This is a genomic window from Pseudomonas sp. FME51 (assembly GCF_014897305.1).
Genome location: NZ_JABUYN010000006.1, coordinates 115,657 through 139,661, shown reverse-complemented (window position 1 = coordinate 139,661; position 24,005 = coordinate 115,657). Strand labels below are relative to the sequence as shown.

The following is a 24,005-nucleotide window of genomic DNA, read 5'->3' as shown; positions in this document are numbered from 1 at the left end:
TTACATCCAGCCACGCTCCTTGTAATAACGCACGGCGCCATCATGCAATGGAATGGACAGGCCTTCCTTGATCATTTCCTGTTCGTCCAGGGTAGCAAAGGCCGGGTGCAGGCGCTTGAACCGATCGAAGTTATCGAATACGGCCTTGACGGTCTGGTATACGGTTTCATCCGGCACCTTGGTGGAGGTCACCATGGTGGCGCGCACACCGAAGGTTTCAATATCTTCGTCATTGCCGCGATACATGCCGCCGGGGATGATGGCTTTTGCGTAATAAGGCTGTGCGGCAATGATGCCGTCGATTTCCTCGCCATTTACCGCAACGATCACCGAGTCCACGGTGGTAGTGGCCTCCTGGATCGAGCCGTTGGGGTGGCCAGCCACGTAGACCATGGCGTCAATATTATTGTCGCCGAGGGCGGCTGCCTGCTCCGAGGCGGACAGTTGGGATGCCAGAGCAAAGTCCTTGATGGTCCAGCCCAGTGCGTCCATGACCACATCCATGGTGTCGCGTTGGCCGGAGCCAGGGTTGCCGATATTGAAACGCTTACCCTTGAGATCCTTGACGTGCTCAATGTCCGCGTCGCGGCGGGCGACGATAGTCAGGGGCTCGCCATGCAGGGCGAATACTGCGCGCATCTCCTTGAATTCACCGGCATCGGCAAAGTTCTCGATGCCTTCATAGGCCTTATATTGAATGTCGGACTGCACCACGCCCATGTCCATCTCGCCACCACGAATGGCGTTGACGTTGGCTACCGAGCCGCCGCTGGAAGGTGCGTTGCAACGAATGCCATGGTCATTGCTGTTGCGGTTGACCAGACGGCACATCGACTGGCCGACAACATAATAGACACCAGTCTGACCACCTGTACCTATAGTGATGAAGTTCTGCTGGGCGACAGCGGGCGTAGCCGCTACAGCGGCGTAGCCTAATGCGGCGGAGAAGATATACGAGAGTGCTTTGATTTTCATTGGAATTATTCCTTATTCTTATGCCCACCAGTCTGCCTTGAAGGCGCCGGTTCCGGGGTTTGCAGAGCAGCCATTGGCCTGTCGCTCTAGAGTGTAGCCGACTGGAATGAAATTATCCGGCCGGCAGGTACAAGGACTTAGACCAGCGGCCAGCCACCCATGTCACGCCAGCGATTGACGATGGTGCAGAACAGTTCGGCGGTCTTTTCGGTGTCGTAACGTGCCGAATGGGCTTCGCGACCATCAAACTCTATATCGGCGGCACTGCACGCCTTGGCCAGCACGGTCTGGCCATAGGCAAGACCGCCGAGGGTTGCGGTGTCGAAACAGGAGAAAGGGTGGAAGGGGTTGCGTTTGATCTCGGTGCGCTCAACCGCAGCATTCAGGAAGCCAAGATCAAAAAAGGCATTGTGCCCGACCAGGACGGCGCGTTTGCAACCAGCGGATTTCACCGCCTTGCGCACATGCTTGAAGATTTCCGTCAGCGCATGGCTTTCGCTTACCGCCATGCGTAGCGGGTGATCAAGCTTGATGCCAGTGAACTCCAGGGCGGCCTGCTCGACATTGGCGCCTTCAAAAGGCTCAACGCGGAAAAAGTGCGTCTGGTCCGGATAAACCTGTCCATCGTCATCCATCAGAATCGGCGTGGCGGCAATCTCCAGCAGGGCGTCGGTCGCCGAGTTGAAACCACCGGTTTCCACATCTACCACTACTGGCAGAAAGCCGCGAAACCGATAGGCCATTGGCGGCTTGTTGCTGCCGGCATAAGGCGCATCGTCCATTGCATCGTTGTCGTAATCAAACTCGCTCACACAGCGTCCTTAATTCGAAAGGGGGTCAAACGACCCGCCATTGGATGGTTTCACCCGCACGCAGCGGTACCAGCTCCTGCTCGCCGAGCTGCAGGGTGGCAGGTACGGTCCAAGGCTCACGCGCCAGGGTAATACTGTCGGTATTGCGCGGCAGACCATAGAAGTCCGGGCCGTGCAGACTGGCGAAGCCTTCCAGCTTGTCCAGCGCCCCCAGGTCATCGAAGGCATCAGCGTACAGCTCGACTGCCGCATGGGCACTGTAGCAGCCAGCGCAGCCGCAAGCGGCTTCTTTGGCGTGGCGGGCATGGGGGGCCGAATCGGTACCGAGGAAGAACTTGCTGGAGCCGGACACAACGGCATCGCCCAACGCTTGCTGATGGCGCTGGCGCTTGAGAATCGGCAGGCAATAAAAATGCGGACGAATACCACCAACCAGCATGTGGTTGCGGTTATACAGCAGGTGATGGGCAGTAATGGTTGCGCCGACGTGGTCGGAGGCGCTGCGCACGAAATCCACGGCATCGGCGGTGGTGATGTGCTCGAACACGACTTTCAGTGTCGGGAAGCGCTCGGTCAGGGCCACCAGCTGCTGGTCGATAAAAGCCTTTTCCCGATCGAAGATGTCCACCTCGGCATGGGTCACCTCACCGTGCACCAGCAGCGGCATGCCTACCTCGGCCATGATCTCCAGAGCGGGATAGATCTTTTCCAGCGCAGTCACGCCGGAATCCGAGTTGGTCGTGGCACCGGCGGGATACAATTTGGCGGCAATCGCCTGGCGCTGCTGCCATGCCTGCCGAATGATATCGGGTGATGTCTGATCGGTCAGATACAGCACCATCAGTGGATCAAACTGACTGTCCTGGGGGCGGGCGGCAAGAATGCGTGACTTGTACTCATCGGCCTGCTGTCCATCGCGCACCGGCGGTACCAGGTTGGGCATGATGATGGCGCGAGCAAAGTGCCGGGCAGCATCGGCAACCGTGTGCGGCAAAGCCGCGCCGTCACGAAGGTGAATGTGCCAGTCGTCAGGCCGGATCAGGGTAATGCGATCGGTCATGGGGATGAATTCCAGGCTATTGCAATAGCCGCTATGCTACCGGAAAAGGGCATGGGGTACACGCTGGATAGGTGGCTGACTGGTAAAGTGCTGGAGCATGGGTGGTTTCAAACGTCAGCGCATTCCGCAGACAAGACGTTGCCGCCACGCTGTTGAGATCAGGCTAGACTCTCTGCCATGCTTGCCTTGTTACAGAAGGCTTTTTGATGCACCACCGGGGAGACCGTCATGTCGCGTAATATCACTGTTCTTGGCGCCGGTATGATCGGCGTTTCCGTAGCCTGGCATCTGGTGCGTCGCGGCCATACCGTGACGCTGGTGGATCGCCGTGAGCCGGGGCGTGAGACCTCCTTCGGCAACGCTGGCATCATCCAGCGCGAGGCGGTGCGCCCTTATGCTTTTCCGCGCGATTTAGGAACTCTGCTGCGCGTGCTGCCCAACCGTGAGGTGGATATCCGCTATCGGCCAACGGGCATGGCCAATGCGGCTGGTCCACTGTTGCAGTATTGGCTCAATTCCGGTGGGGCGCGTTATGAGCGTATCGTGAAGGAGTGGGCGTCGCTGATCATGCGTTGCCAGGACGCCCATGCGCCGATGATCGAAGCCGCCGGGGCCGAGGCGTTGGTGCGCAAGGGTGGTTGGCTGGAGCTGTATCGAACGCAGAAGGCACTGGATGAGCGGCTTGCCCAGGCAGATGAGGATCGGGGGCGCTTCGGGGTGGAATATCAGGTGCTCAACGCCGCAGAGTTGCGTGCCGTGGAACCGCATCTAGGAGAGGGTCTGGTGGGGGCCATTCACTGGACTCAGCCGTGGATGGTGTCGGATCCGGGCGCGCTGGTGCAAGCCTATGCGCGTAACTTCGAAGAGCAGGGTGGCCGTCTGTTGCGGGCCAGTATCGAGGAGGTGATTCAGGCGGATGACGGCTGGCGTGTGATGACCAGCGAAGAAACACTGGAAACGGAGCAGGTGGTGGTGGCGATGGGCCCCTGGTCGGCGAAGCTGATGTCGAGCCTCGGCATCAAGGTACCGCTGTTCGTCAAACGTGGTTATCACATGCACTATTCGACGGAACAGGGAGCCGTGCTCAACCATTGGGTGATGGATGCCGAGAAGGGTTTTCTGCTCGAGCCCATGCGTGCCGGGATTCGCCTGACGACTGGCGCGGAGCTGGCCGATCTGGATGCACCTCCCAAGTATAAGCAGCTGGCGGCAGCCGAGCGTGCCGCGCGCCAGCTGTTCCCGCTGGGCAAACGGCGCGATGCTGAACCCTGGAAGGGCGCACGGCCGTGCATGCCGGATATGAAGCCAGTCATTGGGCCGGCACCGGGAAAACCAGGGCTGTGGCTGGCGTTCGGGCATGGTCATCAGGGCTTTACTCTGGGGCCGGCGACCGGTGAGTTGCTGGCGCAGATGATGGAAGGAGAGGCGCCGGCGATCGACATGGCGCCATTTTCCGTAACACGATTTTCAGGCTGATTGATTCAGCCTGGCCCTTAAAGTTTTCTCGCCTCCCGCCGATTCAGTTTCCTGTAACTGTTGAATCGGGGAGAACTTCCTTTGCCGCGCCTGCCTCTTGCCTTGCTTCTGGGTCTCGCTTTGCCTGCCCAGGCCATGACGTTCCAGACCCGCATGGAGAGTGTGCAGTGGGCGGTGGACGGAGATCAGTTTGAATGCCGTCTCAGTCAGCAGGTTGACGGCTATGGTGAGGCCATGTTTGTACGGCGGGCAGGCGAGCGGCCGGTGTTTCAGCTGTCGGCGTGGAGCGATCTGATGCGGCCGGGACCCGCACGACTGTTCAATGATGCGCCACCGTGGCGTCCCGGTACCGCAGCGCAGGTGCTTGGGTCGGGCACGGTAAGCGCCGGTCCCACGGTGCTCCAGCTACCTCACCAGCAAGCGGGGCAGATGCTGGCTGGTCTCTCGGCCGGATTGCAGCCCACCATTCAGCGCAGCAGCATCAGTGATGCCGGGCAGATCACCGTGGTGGTCTCCAGCGTCGGTTACCGACAGGCCTGGGATGACTTTCAGGCCTGTGCCAGCGGGTTGTTGCCGATGAATATCGATCAGATATCCCGCAGTGCCATCGGCTTCCCCACAGGTGGTTCGAAGCTGGATGCAGAGGCGCGGCGGAGGCTGGATGTTGCATTGGCCTATATCGAGGCCGATTCGGATATCAGCAGGATTCAGCTGGATGGCCACTCGGACAATGTTGGTGACCGCCTGAGCAACCGTGAACTGTCCCGTCAGCGCGTACTGGCGATACAGGCTTATCTGATTGAGCGTGGAGTGGACGAAAGCCTGATCAACACCCGTTTTCATGGAGAGCGCTATCCGGTGGCGGCGAATAACAGCGCTGATGGCCGATCCATGAACCGCCGCGTCACCTTGCGTCTGGAAAAGAACTGAGGGCTGTCGACGCAGCAGCTATTCGCCCAGTTTCTCCCTCAGCCCCTGTAATTACTCATCTCCGAGCGGTAGAATGGCGCCTTTGGCTGGTGCCTATAGTCGCGCCGGTAACCTTCATCAATGGAGCGCGTAATGACTGATGTGAAAAAAGTCGTCCTGGCCTATTCCGGCGGTCTGGATACCTCGGTAATCCTCAAGTGGCTGGAAGATACCTACGGCTGCGAAGTGGTCACCTTCACTGCTGACCTGGGTCAGGGTGAGGAAGTCGAGCCAGCACGTGCCAAGGCTCAGGCCATGGGCGTAAAGGAAATTTACATCGACGATCTGCGCGAAGAGTTCGTGCGTGACTTCGTATTCCCCATGTTTCGCGCCAATACCGTCTATGAAGGCGAATACCTGCTCGGTACCTCCATTGCCCGTCCGTTGATCGCCAAGCGCCTGATCGAGATCGCCAATGAAACCGGTGCCGATGCCATTTCCCATGGCGCCACCGGCAAGGGTAACGACCAGGTGCGTTTTGAACTGGGTGCTTATGCGCTCAAGCCCGGTGTGAAAGTGATTGCGCCCTGGCGCGAGTGGGACCTGCTGTCCCGCGAGAAGCTGATGGATTATGCCGCCAAGCATGACATTCCGATCGAGCGTCACGGCAAGAAGAAGTCGCCGTATTCCATGGACGCCAACCTGCTGCACATTTCCTATGAAGGCGGTGTGCTGGAAGATACCTGGGCCGAGCATGAAGAAGACATGTGGCGCTGGACCAAGTCGCCGGAAACCGCTCCAGACGTGGCCACCTACATCGAGCTGAGCTATCGCAACGGTGACATCGTTGCCATCGATGGTCAGGACATGTCGCCTGCAACGGTACTGGCCTATCTCAACAAGGTGGGTGGCGAGAATGGCATCGGTCGCACCGATATCGTCGAGAACCGCTTTGTCGGCATGAAGTCCCGTGGCTGCTACGAAACCCCCGGTGGGACCATCATGCTCAAAGGTCACCGCGCCATCGAGTCGATTACCCTGGACCGTGAAGTGGCCCACCTGAAAGACAGCTTGATGCCGAAATACGCCGAGCTGATCTACAACGGCTTCTGGTGGAGCCCTGAGCGCGCCATGCTGCAGGAAATGATCAACGCGTCTCAGCTGAATGTGAACGGTGTGGTGCGGCTGAAGCTGTACAAGGGCAATGTGATTGTTGTCGGCCGCAAGTCGGATGACTCGCTGTTCGATGCCAACATCGCTACCTTCGAAGATGATGCCGGTGCCTATGATCAGGCCGATGCGGCTGGCTTCATCAAGCTCAATGCGCTGCGGTTGCGCATTGCTGCCAACAAGGGTCGCACGCTGATCTGATTGGCTGCCAGCCTATCTGACCCGCGATAGAGTGCCCGTTCGGTTTGATGTGATACATCGGCCGACCGGGCACTGTCGTATTACAACCTGAGGAGAACCATCATGCGTTTACTGCATACCATGCTCCGTGTGGGCGATCTGGAGAAATCCATTGCGTTCTATACCGAAGTGCTGGGCATGACCCTGCTGCGTCGCAAGGATTATCCCGATGGGCGTTTCACCCTGGCCTTCGTCGGTTACGGTAATGAGGCGGAGAACTCGGTGCTGGAGCTGACGCATAACTGGGATACGCCCAGCTATGATCTGGGCAATGGTTACGGTCACATCGCCATCGAAGTGAACGACGTGTACAAAGCCTGCGAGCAGATCAAGTCCAGCGGTGGCAAGGTGGTAAGAGAGGCCGGTCCGATGATGCACGGATCCAGTATTCTGGCTTTCGTCGAAGATCCGGATGGTTACAAGATCGAGCTGCTGTCGCCCAGCCGCGGGGATTGAGTCAGTCTCTCAACGATAGATAGTCGCCGCTCCCACAGGTGGGTTACTACCTGTGGGAGCGGGCTTGTCCGCGAATGGGGGAGGCTGATCAGCTGGGATGGATGCCCCGAATCCGGGCAGACATATCCGCCGCATACAAATCTGTCATGCCGGCAATGAAGTCGGTTACGCGCATATAGCTGGAATACAGATCCCACTCTTCCCGTGGTGCATTATTGCCCAGCAGATCCAGAATGCGCCTATGTTTGAAGCTTAGATTCTGTCCTGCCTGTTGTTCATTGATTGCACCGCAGAATGCTTCCAGCAGGGTTTCCAGGGTGCTGTAGGCGCCAATCTCATGCAGTGTCTTGCGCTTGTCCTGAAAAATGCGTTGCCGGGCAATGCTTTTTGCTTCCAGTACACAACGTTGCGCTGCGTCCGGCATATGGCTGACCAGATCGCCCGGTAGAGTACCGGCGAGCAGGGCGGGTTGCTGGCTGATGAATGTTTCGGCGGCGGCGTTGACCAGGTGTTCGATGGCCTTGCCGCGCAGGATCGCCAATTTGCGTCGGGTGGAGTCACGTGGGCCGAGTTGGCGGTAGGTTTCCGGCAGATCATCCCCCACCAGATCCAACAGCAGCCGCTCGATCTCACTGTAGCTGAGCAACTCCATCTCCATGCCGTCTTCAAGGTCAATCAGCGCATAGCAGATGTCGTCTGCAGCCTCGACCAGATATACCAGCGGACTGCGGGCCCAGCATTGGTCGCTTTGCAATGGCAGGCCGAGCTTATCGGTGATCTGTGCCAGCAACGGGTACTCGGCCTGATAGCAGCCGAACTTGTGTTTCTTGTAACCGATGCTGTCGGCGTGCTGCGATGTCCAGGGGTATTTCAGGTAGGCACCGAGTGTGGCGTAGGTCAGGCGCATGCCGCCGTCGAACTGGTGATATTCGAGCTGGGTCAGCACCCGGAAACCCTGGGCGTTGCCCTCGAAATTGAGAAAATCATGCCGCTGAGCATCGCTCATGCCGTCGAGCCATCCAGCATTGGCAGCCTTGTGGAACCAGTGACGAATGGCGTCTTCGCCGGAATGCCCGTAAGGCGGGTTACCGATGTCATGGGCCAGACAGGCGGCCTGTACGATGACGCCGAGGTCGGCCGGTTCGCACCAGCTCGGCAGTTCGTCGCGCAGCATCTCGCCGACGCGCATGCCCAGCGAGCGACCAACACAGCCAACCTCCAGACTGTGGGTCAGACGTGTATGGATATGGTCGTTGCTGGACACCGGGTGCACCTGGGTTTTCTTGCCCAGGCGACGAAAGGCGCCGGAGAATATCACCCGGTCGTGGTCCTTGTGAAAGGGCGTGCGGCCAAGTTCTTCGGTGCTGGCGATGGGTTTACCCAGCCTTTCGCGACACAACAGTGTTTGCCAATCCATATATCCTCCGATCAGATCGTTCGAGTATGTGGCAATGCCGTCAGGCTGCCAAGCGTCGCGGCCTCTACCTGATTTCCGGTTCCGAGGTAGAATAGACGCTGTCTCGCACGTTTCGGAATATTAATGACTGCCTCACTGACGTTGACCCTGTTTGGAACCACCGCCTGCCATCTGTGTGAAGAATGCCTGCATCTGACCCGACCGCTGGAAGGGAATGGCATTGTTGTACGGCAAGTAGACATTGTTGACTCTCCCGAGTTGCTGGAGCGCTATCAGCTGCGGATACCTGTACTGCGCCGCGACGACACGGGAGCCGAGCTGGATTGGCCTTTTGATCTCGGCCAGTTGCTGGACTGGCTGGCCGACGCTACTGGCGAGGAGGGTTGAGCATGGCGCAGAGAGTAACGGAATTCTGGAAGCGCAAGACGCTGGACCAGATGGATCAGCAGGAGTGGGAGTCGCTGTGTGATGGCTGCGGCTTGTGTTGCCTGCAGAAACTGGAAGATGAAGATGATGCAAAATCCATCTATTACACCCGGGTGGCCTGCAAGCTGCTGGATCTGAAGACTTGTCGTTGCAGCGACTACCCCAACCGCCGCAAGCAGGTACCCGACTGCGTGCAACTGACCCCGGCCACGGCCGAGGAGTTTGCCTGGTTGCCACCCACCTGCGGCTATCGGTTGGTAGCCGAGGGTGAGGATCTGCCACCATGGCATCACCTGATGTGTGGTGATCCCCAGGCGGTCCACAAATCCGGTATTTCCCAGGCCGGGCGTATGCTGGCTGAGGGCAGTGTGGCTGAGGATGACTGGGAAGAACACATCATCTTTCGGGTGTGATGTTATTGGCGAATCTGCAACTCCCGCAATTTGATGTAGAAGTAGCGGATCTGATCATATTCGAACGGGCTGTCCAGTGAGCCGTAGCGGAAGTCGTTGATGTAGCGCAGGTTGATGGCGTAGAGGCCGTAGGACCAGGGGTTCTGGTTCATGTAGTGACGGTTGTCGAGAAACTCTGCAGCATCCTCAATGGACCAATCCACTGCTTTGCCAGACGCATCTCGTAGGGTTGAAGGGCCGAGCAGAGGCAGGACTAGGTAAGGCCCGGTGGGTACCCCATAAAAGCCCAGGGTCTGGCCGAAGTCTTCCGGCTCCTGGGGCAGACCCATGGCCTTGGCCACGTCGAACAGGCCGAGCACACCAAGGGTGGTATTGAACAGCAGCCGGGCGGTAGTTCGTGCGCCTTTCTGCAGTTTGCCCTGGGCCAGACTGTTGGCCAGGTTCGGCACGTCGGCTAGGTTGGCGAAGACGTTGGAGACCCCGGTGCGTACGAAACGCGGGGTCGCCCACTCATAAGCGTCCACCACCGGCAGGTAGACATAATCGTCGAACTGACCATTGAAACGATAGACCCGCCGGTTGAAACCTTCAATTGGGTCGTGGATTTTCAATGCCTCCAGGCTGGAGCGTTCGAACTGGTAGTTGGTGCCTTCGGTGCTGAGGGTCAGGTTCTCCAGCGCGTCGTGATATTCAGGTATCGGATCGGTGGGCTGGGCGTGAGTTGCTGCGTTGGCCAGCAGCGTGCAGGCGGCAAACAGGCCGGTGCTGAGTCGGGTCATTGTGCGTTCCCTCCCATGAATGTCAGTATCTGCGTGACCACATCCCGGTGCTGCAGGTTGCCGCCATGGCCGCCGCGGGGATACAGGAAGGCGCGTTCACCGAAGGTATCGGCGATGAACTGATAGTTTTCCTCGGTGAGAATGAAATCGTCAGCATTGGTCAGGGCAGCGATATTCGGATCGTTTTTGAGAAAGGAACCGATGCTGTAAAGACTGGTGTCCCAAGCCATGTCTTCCATGGTTTTACCTTCGTTATTGCTACTCCATACCGGCCACAGCTGGGTTTTCAGATAGCAACCGAAGTCACAGAACAGCGCGCGGCGCAGATAAGGCGTGAGCGAAGTGCTGACCTTGAGCTCTTTACCCACAGGTGCATAGCGTCCGCCCTCGGTGATGACATCGGCCATGAAGTTGAGATCGGCTGCGGCGAAGCGAAATACCGCGCCGATCAACATGGCCAGTTCCGGATCGGTCAGCGCATTGTCAGAATGCTGGATATCTGCGAAAAGACTGCTCTCGATGTCGGTCACGCCGCTCTCGAAGTGGCGAGCCAACTTCTGGAATATATGCTCATAGAAGCTGTTACCACTGCTGACGCCATCGATTTGAGTGCGTGACAATGCGTCCAGGCGTCTGACCGATGCGTAGAGGTCCACGGGGGGGTTGAGCAGCAGAGTGCGGGTGAAATCGAATTGCTGCAGGTCCTGATCCAGATGAGCGACGAAGGCTGCGTTGAGTGCGCCGAGACTGAAGCCGGCGAGGCGATATTCGGTGATAGCCAGGTTCTTGCTGTCTTGGGCATGTTCCGCCGCAATCGACATGGCGCTATGCAGGTCTCGAGCATCACTGAGGCCCAGACCTGGCAAGCCGCTGCGCGAGGCAGCAGCGATGAAGTCGTGGTTGGTTGGTGAAGACAGCACGATGACATGCATACCCGCCTGCCAGAACACCCGCTTCAGGTAGTTCAGGTTGGGGCTGTCATAGCCCGACCCTGTCCCGGCGATGAGAAACACCAGCGGCGCGGGCTCGTTCTGCCAGGCCAGGCGGTAATGCAGCTGGCGATAGCGCGATAGTACCGGCGGCAGTTTGCGTTCGGGTATAACAGTGACTGCAAGATCGGTTTGACGAACATCGACCTCAGCGGGCACCGGCGCTGCGAGAGCGGCAGGCGTACCGGCAATGGTCGCCAGGAAAGCATTCTCTATGGGGTAGACGAAATCATCCGCATGGGCGATGTTACCCAGCAGGGGAAACATCATAAGGCAGTACAGCAGGCATCGATTCATGAGCACATTCCCGGTTGGCTTCATGAACTATACCCAAGTCGGCGGTGTTTAGTTCCTCGCAGCACGGCATTGTGCCAGTTTATGCTCGAAATACCGGTGGCAGATTGAGACCGGGCTGAACTACCCGGCGCCGTTCCAGGCGTTTCCAGAATTTTTCATGGAAGTGAAATGCGATGGTGTTTACGGCTGGTTCGATCAGCGCCACGGCACCACCGAGCAGCATGCTGCCGGTCATGGCATAGACCACACCGAAAGCGATGGCGAAATGCATTACTGCGAAGGTGAAGGTTTTGGTCATGGCGCACTCCAGACGGGACTCATTGCTGTTCCGCTATCCTACGTGCGCCATGCCTTACTCTGAACCAAACCCTGTCAATTGGCCTGATCAGAAGTTTCAATCAGTCAATCGAGGTCGAAATCATATTCCGACAACTGCTTCTGCAGCCGTCGTTCTTCGAGCATGTTGTCGATTTGTCGGCGCCTGGTAAGGCTGGCTTTATTATTCGATGTTTCGGTTTCAGGCGCGTCATCATCTTCAGCGACGAAATCATCATCAAGTTCAATATCGGTTTTTGCTTTGGCCATAACTCCACTCCACTATTGAAGATGCCATGGGCGCACCTTATAGCGGGAGTAGAGGATAAGCGGAAATAGATTTTTTATATCAGTCTGATGTTTTGTGCCGGTATTCACAGAGGTCTTCTATTCTGCAGCTACCGCACTGCGGGGTTCTGGCTCGACATACATAACGCCCATGCAGGATCAGCCAGTGGTGCGCATCAACCAGAAACTCCCGGGGCACATGGCGCATCAGCTTTTTCTCAACCTCCAGTACCGTCTTGCCTGGCGCGATACCAGTGCGGTTGCTGACGCGGAAGATATGCGTGTCCACGGCCATGACCGGATGGCCGAACGCGGTGTTGAGCACCACGTTGGCGGTCTTGCGGCCGACGCCGGGCAATGCCTCGAGTGCTTCGCGGCTATCGGGTACCTGGCTGCCATGCAGTTCGACCAGCATGCGACAGGTTTCGATGACGTTTCTGGCCTTGCTATTGAATAGGCCGATGGTCTTGATGTAGCCCGACAGGCCCTCGACACCCAGCGCGTAGATCGCCTCGGGGGTATTGGCCACCGGGAACAGCTTGTCGGTGGCCTTGTTGACGCCGACATCGGTGGACTGGGCCGAGAGGATGACGGCGATCAGCAATTCGAACGGCGAGTTGAAATTCAGCTCGGTGGTCGGGTGCGGATTATCCTCGCGCAGGCGGCGGAAGATTTCGTAGCGTTTTTCTTTGTTCATGATCAGTTGATGGTTCCGGTAACGCGCACGCGCTTGCTGCCGGCGGCCACGGGTGTGTCGTCCCGGGTGGCGGCGCGGGCCTTGATCTGCGCATCGATGACATTCTTCAGGGCAATCAGCAGCCCCATGACCAGGAAGGCGCCGGGCGGCAGGATGACGAACAGCACTTCCTTGTAATTGGGGAAGACCACCAGGGTCCAGTCGGCGGCAATCGGGCCGAGCAGCAGGTGCATGTCGGCGAACAAGGTGCCCTGGCCGATCAGCTCGCGCAGCATGCCCAGTACCAGCAGCACCAGGGCGAAGCCCAGGCCCATCATGAAACCGTCGACCGCTGAGGGCAGGACCGGGTTCTTCGCGGCGAAGCCGTCGGCGCGGCCCAGGATGACGCAGTTGGTGACGATCAGCGGAATGAAGATGCCGAGAATCAGGAACAGTTCATAGGTGTAGGCCTGCATCAGCAGCTCGATGCAGGTGGTGACCGAGGCGATGATCATGACGAAGGCGGGCAGGCGCACGGCGTCGGTCACCGCGCTGCGGATCAGTGATACGGCGACGTTGGAGCTGACCAGTACCAGAATGGTGGCGATGCCGAGGCCCAGGGCGTTGACTGCAGTGCTGCTGACGCCGAGCAAAGGGCAGAGCCCGAGCAGCTGTACCAGCCCGGGGTTGTTGTGCCAGAGGCCATCGGCGGTCAGTTCGGAGAGCTTCTTGTCAGCCATGGGCAGGCTCCTCTGGCGTCAGTTGCAGCAAGGTGTCGCGGTGCTCGCTGAAATAAATGAGCGCCTTGTGTACCGCCTGCACCACGGCGCGCGGGGTGATGGTGGCGCCAGTGAACTGGTCGAAGTCGCCGCCATCCTTGCGCACCGCCCAGCCCTCAGGCGCGGGCAAGGTCAGGCTCTTGCCGTTGAAGCTGAGAATCCAGTCGGTCTTGGCCAGTTCCAGCTTGTCGCCCAAGCCGGGGGTTTCCCGGTGATTGACCACCCGCACGCCGGCCAGCTCGCCATCGGCGCGAATGCCCACCAGCAGGTCGATGCGGCCGCTGTAGCCGTCCATGGTCACCACTGGCAGGATTACCGCCGACACCTGGCCAGCCTGTCGAGCACGCCAGGCAGTAGTGGGGCCGGGCAGGCCCAGATGGGTGCGATCATCGAGACTGAAAGCATCGTCCAGCAGTTCGTTGTCATGCTGGTCGTCCGGCAGTATCTCATTCAGGGCGCGCATCTGCATGCGCTGTTGCTCGGCGATGATCCGTTGCTCGGTGCTCTGCTGGATCACGGCGATCAGGCCGACGGTGAAGATGGCGAACAGGCCGAGAATTAAGCTGTTGCGCAGTACCGAGCGACTGGGCGTCGTTACAGAATCCATGTCATTCCGCTCCCTTGCCCAGGCCGCGCTTGGCCTTGCGGTGGCCGTAGGTGCGCGGCGTGGTGTAGTAATCGATGGTCGGCGCGCAGAGGTTCATCAGCAGCACGGCGAAGGCCACCGCATCGGGATAGTTGCCCCACACGCGGATCACGTAGACCAGCACGCCGATGCCGATGCCGAATATCAGACGCCCGCGGTTGCTGGTGGCGCTGGAGACCGGATCAGTGGCGATGAAGAATGCGCCGAGCATGGTCGCGCCGCCCAGCAGGTGAAACAGCGGCGAGCCATTGGAGCCGGAGCCGGAGCCGTTCCAGAACAGCAGACTCATTACTGCCAGCCCACTGAGCATACCCACCGGTGCGTGCCAACTGTAGATGCGCTTGTAGAGCAGATACAGGCCGCCGGCCAGATAGGCGAGGGCGACCCATTCCCAGGCGCGACCGGCCATGCTGCCGAAGGCCGGCTGTGCTTGCTGCAGCTCGGCCATGGTCAGTGCAGTATTGTTCTTCAGCAGGTCGAGCGCGGTGGCGGTGGCCCAGCCATCTGCCGGCACACTGCCGGGTGTGAATACGCGCTGCAGCCCTTCGATCAGACCCAGGGTGGGGGAGAACGCCGGTTGCAGTTGTTCGACGCCGCGCCATACTGGCCAGCTGGTCATCTCCATGGGGAAGGACACCAGTACCATGGCGTAGCCGAGCATGGCCGGATTGAACGGGTTCTGGCCGAGACCGCCATACAGGTGCTTGCCGAAGGTGATGGCAAAACCGGTGGCGACCAGTACCAGCCACCAGGGCGAGTAGGGCGGCAGGGCCAGGGCCAGCAGCCAGGCGGTGACCAGAGCGCTGCCGTCGTTGAGGTAGAAGCCGACCGGACGGCGACGCAACCGCAGTATGGCGGCCTCGAAGCCGATGGCGCAGGCGCTGGCCAGCAGGATATTGATCAGCGTGCCCCAGCCGAAGAACCAGGTCATCAGTGCGATACCCGGCAGGGTCGCACCCAGTACCTGGAGCATGATGGTCCGGGTGCGGTTGCTGCCCTGGGCGTGAGGCGAACTCATGGGGGTCGCCATTACTGTTTCTCCTGGTCGGACATCTGCTCATCGAACGCCTGTTGCGCCTGGGCGAAGGCCTGCTCCAAGGCTGGGATCTGCGCCTGCAGATCGGCGTTGTCCGGGTTGGCGGCCAACTGCTTCTGCGCCCGTTGCAATGCCATACGGGCGGTGGCAGCAGCGATTTTCAGCTGTTTCTGCTCGGCGCTCAGGGTGCTGACCTTGCGCGACTGGATGCGTGCCAGATCCGGCTCGGCGGGCTTGGGTTCGGTGGTTTGCTCGTTCTGTTCGGTCTGCTGCTGAGCTGCCTGTGCTTCCCGGGCGGCTTTTGCGCGGGCGGCCTTCTCGGCGCGTGCCTGGCGCTCCAGTTCCCTCTGTTCAGCCTCACGTTCCAGTCGCTCATGACGCTGCTCGAAGCGTTGCCGGGAGTGTTCTGCGCGGGTCTGTTGCAGTTCGATGGTGCGAATATCCGACTTGCCGGCGCGGAAATACTGTACCAACGGGATGCTGCTGGGACAGACATAGGCGCAGGCACCGCATTCGATGCAGTCGAACAGATTCTGGCGCTGCAGCTGCTCGTAATCCTTGCCTATGGCGAACCAGTGCAGTTGCTGGGGCAGCAGCTCCGCTGGACAGGCTTCGGCACACAGACCGCAGCGGATGCAGGGTAGCGCTGGCGGCGGTGGGGGCAGCTCGTCGATGGTGCCGGCCAGCAGGCAGTTGCTGGTCCTGATGATGGGCGCGCTGCTGTCGAGCAGGGCAAAGCCCATCATCGGGCCGCCGATGACCAGGCGGTACAGCCGCTCCTGACGCAGGCCGGCAAAGGCCAACAGCTCCGCTATGGGGGTGCCGATCAGCGCTTCAACGTTGGTCTGGCGCTCCAGTGCATCGCCAGTCAGGGTGGTGATGCGGCTGATCATGGGCTGGCCGAGCAACACGGCATCATGCACGGCCAGGGCGGTGCCGATGTTCTGGCAGAGGATGCCGATTTCCGCCGGCAGGCCGCCGCTGGGTACTTCCTTGCCGGTGAGGATCTGGATCAACTGCTTTTCGCCGCCCGATGGGTATTTGGTGGGGAACACCACCACCTGCATCGGCCGATCGCCCACCGCCTCGCGCATGGCGGCGATGGCCTCGGGCTTGTTGTCCTCGATACCGATCAGCACCTGATCCGGCTTGATGATGTGCATCAGTACGTCGATACCAGCCACGACTTGTGGCGCCCGGTGGCGCATGGTCATGTCGTCGGCGGTGATATAGGGCTCGCACTCGGTGCCGTTGATGATCAGGGTGTCGATGTGGTGATCCGGGCGCGAGGCGAGTTTGGCTGCCGTGGGGAAACCCGCACCGCCGAGGCCGCTGATGCCGGCCGCGCGGATACGCTCGAGCAGTTCGAGGGGCTGCAGCTTGCGGTAATCGGGCAGCGGCTGTAATTCGGTCCACTCATCCTGCCCGTCGCTTTCCAGCATGATCGCCAGTTCGGCCAGCCCTGAGGCGTGCGGGTAGGGTGCGGGCTCGATGGCGCGGACGATGCCGGAGGTCGGCGCATGCACCGGGCAACTGATCGGCCCGTTGGCCTCGGCGATCAGTTGGCCCTTGAGCACTCGCTCACCGACCTGCACCACGGGGACGGCCCGGTTGCCGATGTGCTGCAGTAGCGGCAGTATCAGTCGGGCTGGCAACGGCATGTGCTCCAGTCCGCGGGCGGTGGATTGCGCCTTGTTCTGCGGCGGGTGAATGCCGCCGGGGATATCCCAGGTGCGCGGTTGGGCAGTCATCAGGCAGCGCCTCGCTGAGCATCGGTGGCAATCAGCTGGTGCGCCGGGTGCGGGAAGTCCCAGCCCCAGTTCTGCGGGGTGACGGCGACGGGCAGCATGTCGATGCAATCCACCGGGCAGGGCTCCACACACAGATCGCAACCGGTGCATTCATCAACGATAACGGTGTGCATATGCTTGGCCGAGCCCAGGATGGCATCCACCGGGCAGGCCTGGATGCACTTGGTGCAGCCGATGCATTCGGCCTCGCGGATGAACGCCACAGTGCGTGGCTTTTCTTCGCCGTGTTCGCCATCCAGTGGCAGGGCTTCCACATCGAGCAGGTCGGCCAGGGCCTGGATGGTGGTTTCACCGCCCGGCGGGCATTTGTTGATCGGTTCGCCGTTGGCGATGGCTTCGGCGTAGGGTTTGCAACCGGGGTGGCCGCATTGGCCGCATTGGGTCTGGGGCAGCAGGGCGTTGATCTGCTCGACAATGGGATCGCCCTCGACCCGGAAGCGGATCGCGGCATAGCCCAGCAGCGCGCCGAAGATCAGCGCGAGTACCAGCAGGATAAGCACAGCGGTAAGGATGATCGACATGCTCAGATCCTGATCAGCCCGGTGAAACCCATGAAGGCCAGGGACATGAGTCCGGCAGTGATCATGCCGATGGCCGCGCCACGGAAGGGAGCGGGTACATCGGCAATGGCCAGCCGCTCACGCAGCCCGGCGAACAGGATCAGCACCATGGAAAAGCCCAGCGCCGCGCCCAGGCCGTAGGTGGCAGCCTTGAGGAAGGTCTGCTCGGTACGGTTGGTGTTCAGCAAGGCGACACCCAGCACCGCGCAGTTGGTGGTGATCAGTGGCAGAAAGATGCCCAGCACCCGGTACAGTAGCGGGCTGGTCTTGTGCACCACCATCTCAGTGAACTGCACCACCACGGCGATCACCAGGATGAAGGAAATGGTGCGCAGGAATTCCAGCTCGAAGGGCAGCAGGATGTACTGGTAGGTCAGATAGCTGAGGATTGAGGCCAGGGTCAGCACGAAGGTGGTGGCCATGGACATGCCGATGGCGGTTTCCAGCTTGCCGGAAACACCCATGAAGGGACACAGCCCGAGGAACTGCACCAGCACGAAGTTGTTTACCAGGATGGTGCTGAGCAGGATCAGGATGAATTCAGTCATGGGTGGTCCCGTTCTAGCGTACCCGCTGGCCCGGCTTGGCCCCTTCGTCCGGGCTCAGCAGATAGATCTCTTTCCCGCCCGGTCCGGCCGCCAACACCATGCCCTCGGATACCCCGAATTTCATCTTGCGCGCCGCCAGGTTGGCCACATACAAGGTCAGCCGACCTTCGAGCTTGCTCGGATCAGGGTAGGCGCTCTTGATGCCGGAGAACACGTTGCGGGTAGCATCGCCGATGTTCAACGTCAGGCGCAGCAGTTTGTCCGCCCCTTCCACGAATTCGGCCTTCTCGATCAATGCCACGCGCAGGTCGACCGCAGCGAAGGTGTTGAAGTCGATCTCGTCAGCCAGCGGGTCTTTTTCCAGCTCGCCATTGCCAGTGGGGGCAGTGCCGGTATCGGTGGCAGCTGCCGCCAGATCTTCCTTGGACGACTCGACCATGGCCTCGATCTTGGCCGGCTCGATGCGGGTCAGCAGGGGCTTGAAGGCGTTGAGCTGATGGTCGGCAAGCATGCTGCCCAAGTCATCCCAGCACAGCGGCTCGACATTCAGGAAGGCTTCGGCATCGGCGGCGAGGGTCGGCAACACCGGTTTGAGCAGGATGACCAGCTGGCGGAACAGGTTGATGCCCAGCGAGCAGATCGCCTGCACTTCGTCCTGCTTGCCGTCCTGCTTGTTCAGCGCCCAGGGGGCCTTGTCGGCGATCCAGGCGTTGGCCTTGTCGGCCAGGGCCATGATTTCTCGCATGGCACGGGAGAAGTCGCGTTTTTCGTAGGCCTCGGCAATGGACGGGGTGGCGCTGATGAAAGCGTCAGTCAGTTCCGGTGCGGGGTTGGCCGCGACCATCACGCCGACGTTGCCCTTGTGGATGAAGCCCGCGCAGCGGCTGGCGATGTTGACCACCTTGCCGACCAGATCGGAATTGACCTTCTGCACGAAGTCTTCCAGGTTCAGGTCCAGATCTTCGACGCCGCGGCCCAGTTTGGCAGCGTAGTAGTAGCGCAGGTATTCCGGCGACAGGTGATCCAGGTAGGTGCGCGCCTTGATGAAGGTGCCGCGGGATTTGGACATCTTCTGGCCATTGACGGTGAGATAGCCATGCACGTTGACCGCAGTCGGCTTGCGGAAACCGGCGCCTTCGAGCATCGCGGGCCAGAACAGCGTATGGAAGTTGATGATGTCCTTGCCGATGAAGTGATACAGCTCGGCGGTGGAATCCTTGCCCCAGAAGGTATCGAAATCCAGTTCCGGGCGACGGGCGCAGAGGTTCTTGAAGCTGGCCATGTAGCCGACCGGCGCATCCAGCCAGACGTAGAAATACTTGCCCGGCTCACCGGGAATCTCGAAGCCGAAGTAGGGCGCATCACGGCTGATGTCCCACTCTTGCAGCCCCGAGTCCAGCCATTCGGCGATCTTGTTGGCCACGGCGTCCTGCAAGGTGCCGCTGCGGGTCCATTCCTTGAGCATGTCCTGGAAGGCGGGCAGGGCGAAGAAGAAGTGCTTGGAGTCCTTCAGGATCGGCGTGGCGCCGGAGATGGCCGAGCGCGGGTTCTTCAGCTCGGTGGGCTCGTAGGTGGCGCCGCACTTTTCGCAGTTGTCGCCGTACTGATCTTCTGCCGCGCACTTGGGGCAGGTGCCCTTGATGAAGCGGTCGGCCAGGAACATGCCCTTTTCCGGGTCGAAGTACTGAGTGACTGAACGGGTATTGATGTGGCCGGCGGCATTGAGTCGGTTGTAGATCAGCTCGGACAGTTCGCGGTTCTCATCCGAGTGAGTCGAATGATAGTTGTCGAAGTCCACCATGAAGTCGGCGAAGTCGGCGGTATGTTCCGCCTTGACGTTGTCGATCAACTGCTCGGGGGTAATGCCTTCCTTCTCGGCCCGCAACATGATCGCCGAGCCATGGGCATCGTCCGCGCAGACATACACGCACTGGTTACCGCGCAGCTTCTGGAAGCGTACCCAGATGTCGGTCTGAATATATTCAAGCATGTGCCCCAGATGGATCGAACCGTTGGCATAGGGCAGGGCGCTGGTAACGAGGATCTGGCGGGAATTGGCGTTGCTGGACATGGGACTCGGCTTCTATTGGTAAACGGGTCAAAGCCGGTAATTGTACCTGTTTGGCGGGGGTAGGTCATCAGATGGGATGGGTTGGGTTGTCGCGGGGCCACAGGCGGGCCCGATTGCGGACCAGGGCGCTACACCCCGAAAGGCGAGCGCGGGCTGGGTGTTATGCCAAGCCCGCGTGTGAGTTGGGAGTCAGGCTCGTTTGAAGAAGCCAAGCGCCCTGAGGATGAAGATCAGCAGCACCGCGCCGGCGATGCCGATGATGAGCCGGATGATCAAGCCGTCTCCGGCCAGGCCCAGCAGGCCGGCGATCCAGAAGCCGAGCCAGGAGCCGACGATACCCACCAGCACGTTGGCAATGATGCCCATCTGGGCATTGGTTTTCATGATGATGCTGGCCAGCCAGCCAACGATACCGCCAATGATCAGAGAAATTATCCAACCCATTGTCATGCTCCTCGTATAACGGATGTTTATCAGTTCAGCAATTCAGCCGGAATATTTCCGCCATTTGCGGCAATTTTTTTCAATACTTCCTTATGTAGCCACATGTTCATCTGCGCCGAGTCGCCCATCAGCTCCGCCGGGCAACCCAGTTCGGCAGCTAACTCCTTGCGTGCGGCAAGGCTGCTGTCGATATCCAGCAGTTTCAGCAGGTCGACAATGGAAGTTTTCCAGTTCAGCTTCTGTGGGTTGGCGGCGGCCTGCTGCTCCAGTTTAGCCATTACATCCACCTGTGAGACGGGTTGAACGCTGGCCGATGCTGGCGCGGTTGCCGGTACCTCTGCTGCCTGTGCTTGCGCAGCGGTGGAGTCGGCCGGTGCTGCCTCGGCAGAGCCCATGCCCAACTTGTTCAGGATCTTGCTGAAAAAACCCATGTGTATCTCCTTGCGCATTATGGTTGTACTGCTTCGACAGATTAGCAGCTTCTGCGCAGAGTCGAGCATGGATTGCTGGGTATGCCTACACTTGCAGGGCGAGTTCAGTTGGAGTGCAGCATGAAATATATTTTCGAAGTTCACATCAAGGAGGGCTATCGGGCCGAGGACTACGCCGATGCCTGGGTGCGGGCGAGTGAAATCATCCAGCAGGCACCGGGCGCGCGCGGGACCGAGCTGCATCGCAAGATCGACGATTCTGATACCCTGATTGCGATCGCCAGCTGGGACAGCAAAGCGCAGCGGGATGCGATGGAAGGGCGGCATGATCCGACAGTCGCGGCGATCATCAAGAGCGCGGCCCCCTTCTGCGAAATCCGCCCCATCGGTGAGTTTGAAGATCCGGAGTGGGTGGTGAAACCGGGTTGAGGCGGTACTGAACTCCCGTATCGCCTGCATGTCACTTGTACAACGTCAATGGATGGAAAAGAACATGGTTTCTACATCATTTCGCGGTATCTGGCAGGTAGCTGTTCTGGTGCTGCTCAGCAGCCTGGTGGCCGGTTGTGGCATCAACAATATCCCCCGTTATGACGAACAGGTGAAGTCCGCCTGGGCGCAGGTGGAGAACCAGTATCAGCGCCGTGCCGACCTGATCCCCAACCTGGTGGAAACGGTGAAGGGCTTTGCCCGGCAGGAACAGGAGACGCTAACCGCCGTAGTCGAGGCGCGGGCGCGCGCAACGTCAATTCAGGTGTCGGTGGATGACCTGGATGACCCGGCCAAGATGCAAGCCTTCGAACAGGCTCAGGCGCAGCTGACCGGTGCACTGAGCCGGTTGATGGCGGTATCCGAGCGCTACCCTGATCTCAAATCCAACCAGAACTTTCTGGCGCTGCAGTCGCAGCTCGAAGGCACGGAAAACCGCATCGCCGTGGCCCGCCGCGATTACATCGGTGCCGTGCAGCAATACAACACCGAGATCCGCACTTTCCCGGGCAGAATCTGGCATAGCCTGATGTACAGCGATATGCCGATCCGGGAAAACTTCGAAGCCACCACGGAGAACGCCGAGCAGGCGCCGCAGGTGCAGTTCGAATGAGGTGGTTCCGGCTGCTGGCGCTGGGGGCGCTGTGCTGGGCTGCGGGTGCATCGGCTCAGCAGGCATCCGCGGAACTGACACTGCCGACCTTGACTGGCCGGGTGGTTGACCAGGCGGAGCTGCTCAGCGCGCCGGTGGAAGCGCAATTGACCCAGATGCTGGCCGGCCATGAACAGGCCACCACCGAGCAGGTGGTGGTGGTCACGGTGCCCGATCTGCAGGGGCGCAGCATTGAGGAGTTCGGTGTACAACTGGGCCGCGAGTGGGGCATAGGTCAGCAGGGCGAGGACAATGGCGCGCTGCTGATTGTCGCCCGGGATGACCGGCGCATGCGGATCGAGGTCGGTTATGGGCTGGAAGGGCGCCTGACTGATGCCCAGTCCTCGATCATCATCAATCAGATTCTGACTCCGGCGTTTCGCCGGGGTGACTTCGAGGGTGGGATCGTTGCCGGCACCCAAGCCATGATTCAGGTGCTGGGCGGCGACCCATTGCGCTCGTCGACCGGGGCGACGGGTGATCGTCCTCCGGCGCCCCTGATCGGTGGCCTGACTTTCTTTTTCATGATCATCCTGTTTCTCATCGGTGGTGGTCGTGGCGGCCGGGGACGTTTCGGTCGCGCAGTGCTGGCCGGCGCCCTGCTCGGTGGTATGGGCCGCGGTGGCGGCATGGGCGGTGGCGGGGGTGGTTTCGGCGGCGGTGGTGGCGGTTTTGGTGGCGGCGGCGCTTCGGGTGGCTGGTGATGCAGACAAGGGACAGGCAATGACACTTCTCACGCAGGAACAACAGCAACAGGTCGCGGAAGCCATCGACCGCATCGAGCAGCATACCGATGCCGAGGTGGTGACGGTGCTGGCCGCGCAAGCGGATGACTACCATTACATTCCACTGCTGTGGGCCGGGCTGGCGGCGTTATTGCTGCCGGGTATTGTGGTGGTGCTGACCGGCTGGTTGAGCAGCGGCTGGCTGTTGCTGGCCCAGTGGCTGACCTTCATCGTGCTGGCGCTGGTGTTTCGCAGTCCGGGTGTTACTACCCGGTTGATTCCGCGCGCGGTGCGGCACTGGCGGGCCAGCAACCTGGCGCACCGGCAGTTCATCGAGTTGGGGCTGCACCACACCAGCGATGCGACGGGCATGCTGATCTTCGTTTCCGAAGCTGAGCGCTATGTGGAAATCATCGTGGACCGGGGCATCTCCCAACGGATCGATGACAGCGTCTGGGAGTCGATCATCGCCGACTTCACCACCCATGTGCGCCAGGGAAAAACGCTGGAGGGCTTTCTGGTCTGCATTGAGGCCTGTGGTGCGGAGCTGCGTCAGGTGGTGCCGGCCACCCATGAGCGCAATGAGTTGCCCAACCGGCTGGTCATCCTGTCGTAGAATGGCCGTTCGACAGCAAAGGAACCGATTCATGAAAGGTCTACTGCAGATTCTGGGCGCGTCCGTCATGGTTGCCGGAGTGCTGGGTTCGACTCAGGCGCTGGCGCAGCCGGTTGGGTTATGGAATACCGAAGACAACCAGGGGCAGGTGCAAGTCAGCCCCTGTGGCGACAAGCTGTGTGGCGAGCTGGTGTGGCTGGCCGAGCCCATGGACAGCAGCGGACAACCCAAGTTGGATCAGCACAACCCCGACGAGACCCTGCGTGATCGCCCGGTGCAGGGTTTGCGCATTCTGTGGGATATGGAGCCGACCGGCGACGGCAAGACCTGGGACAACGGCAAGGTATACGATCCGGAAAGCGGTAAGACCTATCAGGGCAAGATCACCCTGGATGGGGTTGACGTGCTCAAGCTGCGCGGCTTTGTCGGCGCGCCCATTTTTGGCCGTACCTCTACCTGGACCCGCGCCGAAACGCCTGGCGCAGCGGACTGACTGGGG

The 24,005-nt window shown here is 60.1% G+C and carries 28 protein-coding genes and 1 pseudogene; 11 read left to right on the top strand and 18 right to left on the bottom strand.

Going from position 1 to position 24,005, the window contains the following annotated elements; translation table 11 throughout:
• From INT39_RS12540 to pyrC, 3 genes are all read right to left on the bottom strand, one after another.
• A complete protein-coding gene (locus INT39_RS12540; RefSeq protein WP_193074267.1) occupies positions 1-975 on the bottom strand; it encodes a TAXI family TRAP transporter solute-binding subunit in 975 nt (324 codons plus the stop codon).
• A gap of 137 nt (positions 976-1,112) precedes the next feature.
• Positions 1,113-1,757 carry a ribonuclease T gene (rnt, locus tag INT39_RS12535; RefSeq protein WP_226944764.1) on the bottom strand — a complete coding sequence of 215 codons (645 nt, stop codon included), beginning with the start codon at positions 1,755-1,757 and terminating at the stop codon, positions 1,113-1,115.
• A gap of 55 nt (positions 1,758-1,812) precedes the next feature.
• On the bottom strand, positions 1,813-2,847 hold the full coding sequence (gene pyrC, locus INT39_RS12530; RefSeq protein ID WP_193074265.1) for a dihydroorotase: 1,035 nt from the start codon (positions 2,845-2,847) through the stop codon (positions 1,813-1,815).
• Positions 2,848-3,075: 228 nt separating this feature from the next.
• On the opposite strand from pyrC, the gene INT39_RS12525 reads away from it, so the two are divergent.
• The 4 genes from INT39_RS12525 to gloA all read left to right on the top strand — a co-directional run bounded on the left by INT39_RS12525 (position 3,076) and on the right by gloA (position 7,098).
• On the top strand, positions 3,076-4,323 hold the full coding sequence (locus tag INT39_RS12525; protein ID WP_193074264.1) for an NAD(P)/FAD-dependent oxidoreductase: 1,248 nt from the start codon (positions 3,076-3,078) through the stop codon (positions 4,321-4,323).
• A gap of 81 nt (positions 4,324-4,404) precedes the next feature.
• Positions 4,405-5,253, top strand: coding sequence for a flagellar protein MotY (locus INT39_RS12520; protein WP_193074263.1), 849 nt, complete (start codon positions 4,405-4,407; stop codon positions 5,251-5,253).
• A 132-nt stretch (positions 5,254-5,385) separates the two neighbouring features.
• The gene (locus INT39_RS12515; protein ID WP_193074262.1) at positions 5,386-6,603 is read left to right on the top strand and encodes an argininosuccinate synthase; all 1,218 of its coding nucleotides are present in this window, start codon (positions 5,386-5,388) and stop codon (positions 6,601-6,603) included.
• Between the two features lie 102 nt (positions 6,604-6,705).
• The gene (gloA, locus tag INT39_RS12510) at positions 6,706-7,098 is read left to right on the top strand and encodes a lactoylglutathione lyase (protein ID WP_090272370.1); all 393 of its coding nucleotides are present in this window, start codon (positions 6,706-6,708) and stop codon (positions 7,096-7,098) included.
• Positions 7,099-7,186: 88 nt separating this feature from the next.
• On the opposite strand, the gene INT39_RS12505 is transcribed toward gloA, so the two are convergent.
• Complete coding sequence (locus INT39_RS12505; protein WP_193074261.1) at positions 7,187-8,515, bottom strand: deoxyguanosinetriphosphate triphosphohydrolase; 1,329 nt, start codon at positions 8,513-8,515, stop codon at positions 7,187-7,189.
• A 123-nt stretch (positions 8,516-8,638) separates the two neighbouring features.
• Between INT39_RS12505 and INT39_RS12500 the strand changes: the two genes are divergently transcribed.
• Complete coding sequence (locus INT39_RS12500) at positions 8,639-8,902, top strand: glutaredoxin family protein (RefSeq protein ID WP_193074260.1); 264 nt, start codon at positions 8,639-8,641, stop codon at positions 8,900-8,902.
• Positions 8,903-8,904: 2 nt separating this feature from the next.
• The gene (locus tag INT39_RS12495) at positions 8,905-9,354 is read left to right on the top strand and encodes a YcgN family cysteine cluster protein (protein ID WP_193074259.1); all 450 of its coding nucleotides are present in this window, start codon (positions 8,905-8,907) and stop codon (positions 9,352-9,354) included.
• Positions 9,355-9,356: 2 nt separating this feature from the next.
• Here INT39_RS12495 and INT39_RS12490 read toward each other — a convergent pair whose 3' ends face one another.
• The 14 genes and pseudogenes from INT39_RS12490 to INT39_RS12425 form a co-directional block, all read right to left on the bottom strand.
• Positions 9,357-10,133, bottom strand: coding sequence for a VacJ family lipoprotein (locus INT39_RS12490; protein ID WP_193074258.1), 777 nt, complete (start codon positions 10,131-10,133; stop codon positions 9,357-9,359).
• Positions 10,130-11,419, bottom strand: a complete 1,290-nt coding sequence (locus tag INT39_RS12485; RefSeq protein ID WP_193074257.1) for a serine/threonine protein kinase — start codon at positions 11,417-11,419, stop codon at positions 10,130-10,132. The genes INT39_RS12490 and INT39_RS12485 overlap by 4 nt, the downstream gene beginning before the upstream one ends.
• Before the next feature lie 79 nt (positions 11,420-11,498).
• Positions 11,499-11,717 carry a DUF2061 domain-containing protein gene (locus INT39_RS12480; RefSeq protein WP_193074256.1) on the bottom strand — a complete coding sequence of 73 codons (219 nt, stop codon included), beginning with the start codon at positions 11,715-11,717 and terminating at the stop codon, positions 11,499-11,501.
• Between the two features lie 104 nt (positions 11,718-11,821).
• A complete protein-coding gene (locus INT39_RS12475; protein ID WP_193074255.1) occupies positions 11,822-12,004 on the bottom strand; it encodes a PA3496 family putative envelope integrity protein in 183 nt (60 codons plus the stop codon).
• A gap of 79 nt (positions 12,005-12,083) precedes the next feature.
• On the bottom strand, positions 12,084-12,719 hold the full coding sequence (nth, locus tag INT39_RS12470) for an endonuclease III (protein WP_193074254.1): 636 nt from the start codon (positions 12,717-12,719) through the stop codon (positions 12,084-12,086).
• 2 nt (positions 12,720-12,721) lie between these two features.
• The gene (locus INT39_RS12465; RefSeq protein WP_193074253.1) at positions 12,722-13,438 is read right to left on the bottom strand and encodes an electron transport complex subunit E; all 717 of its coding nucleotides are present in this window, start codon (positions 13,436-13,438) and stop codon (positions 12,722-12,724) included.
• Positions 13,431-14,084 carry an electron transport complex subunit RsxG gene (gene rsxG / locus INT39_RS12460; protein WP_193074252.1) on the bottom strand — a complete coding sequence of 218 codons (654 nt, stop codon included), beginning with the start codon at positions 14,082-14,084 and terminating at the stop codon, positions 13,431-13,433. Before rsxG ends, INT39_RS12465 begins: the two co-directional genes overlap by 8 nt.
• Before the next feature lies 1 nt (position 14,085).
• Positions 14,086-15,153, bottom strand: coding sequence for an electron transport complex subunit RsxD (gene rsxD, locus INT39_RS12455; protein ID WP_193074251.1), 1,068 nt, complete (start codon positions 15,151-15,153; stop codon positions 14,086-14,088).
• Between the two features lie 14 nt (positions 15,154-15,167).
• Positions 15,168-16,910, bottom strand: a pseudogene (gene rsxC, locus INT39_RS12450) (electron transport complex subunit RsxC); the annotation flags it as partial.
• A complete protein-coding gene (rsxB, locus tag INT39_RS12445; protein ID WP_193074249.1) occupies positions 16,910-17,491 on the bottom strand; it encodes an electron transport complex subunit RsxB in 582 nt (193 codons plus the stop codon). The gene rsxB and the pseudogene rsxC, both read right to left, overlap by 1 nt.
• Positions 17,492-17,493: 2 nt before the next feature.
• Positions 17,494-18,078, bottom strand: coding sequence for an electron transport complex subunit RsxA (gene rsxA / locus INT39_RS12440; RefSeq protein ID WP_193074248.1), 585 nt, complete (start codon positions 18,076-18,078; stop codon positions 17,494-17,496).
• A 13-nt stretch (positions 18,079-18,091) separates the two neighbouring features.
• Positions 18,092-20,149, bottom strand: coding sequence for a methionine--tRNA ligase (metG, locus tag INT39_RS12435; protein ID WP_193074247.1), 2,058 nt, complete (start codon positions 20,147-20,149; stop codon positions 18,092-18,094).
• Positions 20,150-20,338: 189 nt separating this feature from the next.
• The gene (locus INT39_RS12430; RefSeq protein WP_193074246.1) at positions 20,339-20,593 is read right to left on the bottom strand and encodes a GlsB/YeaQ/YmgE family stress response membrane protein; all 255 of its coding nucleotides are present in this window, start codon (positions 20,591-20,593) and stop codon (positions 20,339-20,341) included.
• Between the two features lie 29 nt (positions 20,594-20,622).
• Positions 20,623-21,024 (bottom strand): DUF3597 domain-containing protein, encoded by a 402-nt coding sequence (locus INT39_RS12425; RefSeq protein ID WP_193074245.1) that lies wholly within the window; start codon positions 21,022-21,024, stop codon positions 20,623-20,625.
• Positions 21,025-21,144: 120 nt separating this feature from the next.
• Here INT39_RS12425 and INT39_RS12420 point away from each other — a divergent pair, with 120 nt between their 5' ends.
• The 5 genes from INT39_RS12420 to INT39_RS12400 all read left to right on the top strand — a co-directional run bounded on the left by INT39_RS12420 (position 21,145) and on the right by INT39_RS12400 (position 23,999).
• On the top strand, positions 21,145-21,453 hold the full coding sequence (locus INT39_RS12420) for an antibiotic biosynthesis monooxygenase family protein (RefSeq protein WP_193074384.1): 309 nt from the start codon (positions 21,145-21,147) through the stop codon (positions 21,451-21,453).
• A 64-nt stretch (positions 21,454-21,517) separates the two neighbouring features.
• Positions 21,518-22,126: a LemA family protein gene (locus INT39_RS12415; protein WP_136869573.1), complete on the top strand. Its 609-nt coding sequence runs from the start codon at positions 21,518-21,520 to the stop codon at positions 22,124-22,126.
• Positions 22,123-22,869, top strand: coding sequence for a TPM domain-containing protein (locus tag INT39_RS12410; RefSeq protein WP_193074244.1), 747 nt, complete (start codon positions 22,123-22,125; stop codon positions 22,867-22,869). The genes INT39_RS12415 and INT39_RS12410 overlap by 4 nt, the downstream gene beginning before the upstream one ends.
• Positions 22,870-22,888: 19 nt before the next feature.
• Entirely contained in the window at positions 22,889-23,506 is a 618-nt protein-coding gene (locus tag INT39_RS12405; RefSeq protein WP_193074243.1) for a TPM domain-containing protein, read from the top strand.
• 31 nt (positions 23,507-23,537) lie between these two features.
• A complete protein-coding gene (locus INT39_RS12400) occupies positions 23,538-23,999 on the top strand; it encodes a DUF2147 domain-containing protein (protein ID WP_193074242.1) in 462 nt (153 codons plus the stop codon).
• Positions 24,000-24,005: the final 6 nt, after the last annotated feature.